General features: G+C 52.3%; 3 protein-coding genes. All 3 read left to right on the forward strand.

What is annotated here, in order from left to right; genetic code table 11:
• Positions 1 to 122: 122 nt before the first annotated feature.
• Positions 123 to 1,346, forward strand: coding sequence for an argininosuccinate synthase (locus lacNas_RS13475; protein ID WP_201330275.1), 1,224 nt, complete (start codon positions 123 to 125; stop codon positions 1,344 to 1,346).
• Positions 1,347 to 1,375: 29 nt separating this feature from the next.
• Positions 1,376 to 2,758, forward strand: a complete 1,383-nt coding sequence (gene argH, locus lacNas_RS13480) for an argininosuccinate lyase (protein WP_201330276.1) — start codon at positions 1,376 to 1,378, stop codon at positions 2,756 to 2,758.
• Positions 2,759 to 2,900: 142 nt separating this feature from the next.
• The coding region (locus lacNas_RS13485; protein ID WP_201346950.1) for an AraC family transcriptional regulator ligand-binding domain-containing protein at positions 2,901 to 3,217 on the forward strand (317 nt) is incomplete at its 3' end.

The following is a 3,217-nucleotide window of genomic DNA, read 5'->3' on the forward strand; positions in this document are numbered from 1 at the left end:
CAAGTCGTCCTTTTGCATAACAGCAAAAGGACGGCTTTTTTTAGCAAGAAAAGGTGATAATAATGAGGCGCAAGAGCGAGTCAGATTAAAAGCAAGTTAGAATTCAAGAGGAGAATATATAAATGAACATCGACAAGAGCAAGATCAAGAAAATCGTTTTGGCATACAGCGGCGGCTTGGACACTTCCGTAATCATTCCTTGGCTGAAGGAACACTACAACAACCCGGAAATCATCGCGGTTTCCGCCAACGTCGGCCAAGGCGAAGAACTGGACGGGCTGGAAGAAAAAGCCAAGAACTCCGGGGCAGCCAAGCTGGTTGTGGCCAACCTGGAAGATGAATATGTCAACGACTATCTGCTGCCATGCTTGAAAGCAGATGCCAAGTACGAAGGCTACCTGCTGGGCACGGCCAACGCTCGTCCTTTGATTGCCAAGGCTTTGGCTGAAGTCGCAATCAAGGAAGGCGCGGACGCGATTGCTCACGGGGCAACCGGCAAGGGCAACGACCAGGTTCGTTTTGAACTGGGGATCAAGCACTTTGCCCCGGACATGCCGATCATTGCTCCTTGGCGTGAATGGGAACTGGTGTCAAGAGAAGATGAAATCGAGTATGCCGCTGCCCACCACGTGCCGCTGCGGATCAGCAAGGAAACCAACTACTCCAAGGACAAGAACCTCTGGCACCTCAGCCATGAAGGGCTGGACCTGGAAGACCCGAGTCTGGAGCCGACTTACGAAAAGCCGGGCTTTTTGGAAATGGGCGTCTCACCTCTGGACGCGCCAGACAAGCCAACCTACCTGCACCTGGACTTTGAAAAGGGCGTGCCGGTGGCACTTGACGGTGAAAAGCTGCCTTTAAAGGAAATCTTGGAAAAGCTGAACAAGCTGGGCGGTGAAAACGGGATTGGCCTCCTGGACCTGGTAGAAAACCGTCTGGTGGGGATGAAGTCAAGAGGGGTTTATGAAACTCCAGGCGGCAGCATTCTCTACTTCGCGCATGAATACCTGGAAACCATTACCTTGGACAAGCAGGTGCAGCACAAGAAGTCTGAGCTGGCAATTACTTACGGGGAACTGGTTTATGACGGCCAGTGGTTCACTCCTTTAAGAGAGGCTCTGGCGGCTTTTGTCGACAAGACCCAGGAATGCGTGACCGGGAGCGTGAAGCTGAAGCTTTACAAGGGCAACATTATCAAGGCTGGGGTAACTTCGCCAAACAGCCTGTATTCAACCGACCTGGCAACTTTTGACGAATCTGATTACGACCAGGCAGAAGCAGCGGGCTTCATTGACCTGTTCGGCCTGCCGATTCAAGTACAAGCCAAGCTTGACGCACAAAAATAGGACGAAGTTTTTTAGATTGGGTGATTGTGATGAAAAAAATGTGGGCCGGCAGAACTTCCGGTAAAACTGACCAGATCGCGGACGACTTCAATTCGTCGATCCGTTTTGACCAAAGAATGTATCCGGAAGACATCGCGGGCTCCATTGCCCATGCCAAAATGCTGGCCAAACAAGGGATCATTCCTGAGGAAGCCAGCGGCAAAATCATTGCCGGCTTAGAGGGCATTTTGGCAGATTTGAACAGCGGCAAGCTGGAAATCGATCCGGCTGCCGAAGACATTCATATGTTCATTGAAGAGACCTTGACTGAGCGGATCGGGCAGGACGGGAAAATGCTGCACACGGCCCGGTCAAGAAACGACCAGGTGGCCTTGGACATCCGCCTTTACATGCGGGAGGAAAACGGGCAGATCAAGCAGCTTTTAAAGCAGCTGGTCGAAGCCCTTTGCGACCAGGCCGAGAAGTACAAGGGCAGCTTGATGCCGGGCTACACCCACTTGCAGCGGGCCCAGCCGGTGACTTTTGGCCACCAGCTGATGGCATATGCTTACATGTTCATGCGGGATCTGGACCGGCTGGGGCAGATGGAAGAGCGGATGAACTATTCCCCGATCGGCAGCTGTGCCTTGGCGGGGACGACCTACCCGATCGACCGGGTGTATGAAGCTGAGCTTTTGGGCTTCAAGGCACCGGTGGCCAACAGTTTGGACGGGGTTAGCGACCGGGACCACGTGGTGGAAGACTTGAGCGATTTGGCGCTGGTGATGATGCACTTGTCGCGTTTGAGTGAGGAACTGATTCTGTGGTCATCTTGGGAATTCCACTTTGTCCGTCTGGCTGATGCCTACACGACTGGATCTTCCATCATGCCGCAAAAGAAGAATCCGGACATGGCTGAACTGGCCCGGGGCAAGACCGGCCGGGTCTATGGGGACTTGATGGCGATCTTGACTACCTTGAAGGGACTGCCGCTGGCCTACAACAAGGACATGCAGGAAGACAAGGAAGCCCTGTTTGACGCCATCGACAATGTTGAACTGTGTCTGGAGACTTTTATCCCGATGATCAAGACTCTGGAGGCCAATGAAAAGGCGATGCACCAGGCGGCACAAAAGGGCTTCATCAATGCCACGGACCTGGCGGACTACTTGACTAAGAAGGGGATGCCGTTCAGAGATGCCTACCATATTTCCGGGCAATTGGTGGCCTTGTGCATTGACCAGGACACGGTTTTGGAAGACCTGCCGCTGGCAACTTACAAGGGTTACAGTGACTTGTTTGATGAGGACTTGTATCAAGCGATTGACCTGCACAACTGCCTGGCCAAGCGGACTTCTTTAGGGGGACCAACGCCGGAGTCGGTTCAAAAGCAGGTTGACGAGGTCAGAGGCAAATTGGCCTTAGAAAATTAGGATTGATTGTTTTAAAGCCAGGGCAAGCCAGCCCTGGCTTTTTGGCGTCTTCTGTTTTAAAAATGGCGTCTTTTGATCTTCTAAAATTTTTCTCCAGCGGCTATACTTAGGCTAATCATTAAGTGATTAGGAAGGTAAGAACATGAACCACTTTATTTTGGACGGCCGCTATGAAGATTTGCTGGAACATTACGGAATTGACGCGCAGGAAGTTCTGAAAAAGGCCGGGCTGCCGGAAGTTCTTTTCAAAAGAAAGCACCCGGCGATGACGGAGCAAGAGTACTACGACTTTATGGCAGCCGTGGGTGATCTGGCCAAGGATCCTTTTCTGCCGGTCAAGCTGGCCAGCTCTGACCAGATCGAGTCTTTTTCACCGCCGATTTTTGCGGCCTACTGCAGCCGGAACGGGCGGGTTTTCATCAGCCGATTGGCCCAGTATAAAAAACTGATCGGGCCGAT

This window comes from Lactobacillus nasalidis, from assembly GCF_016587775.1.
Classification (GTDB): Bacteria; Bacillota; Bacilli; order Lactobacillales; family Lactobacillaceae; genus Lactobacillus; species Lactobacillus nasalidis.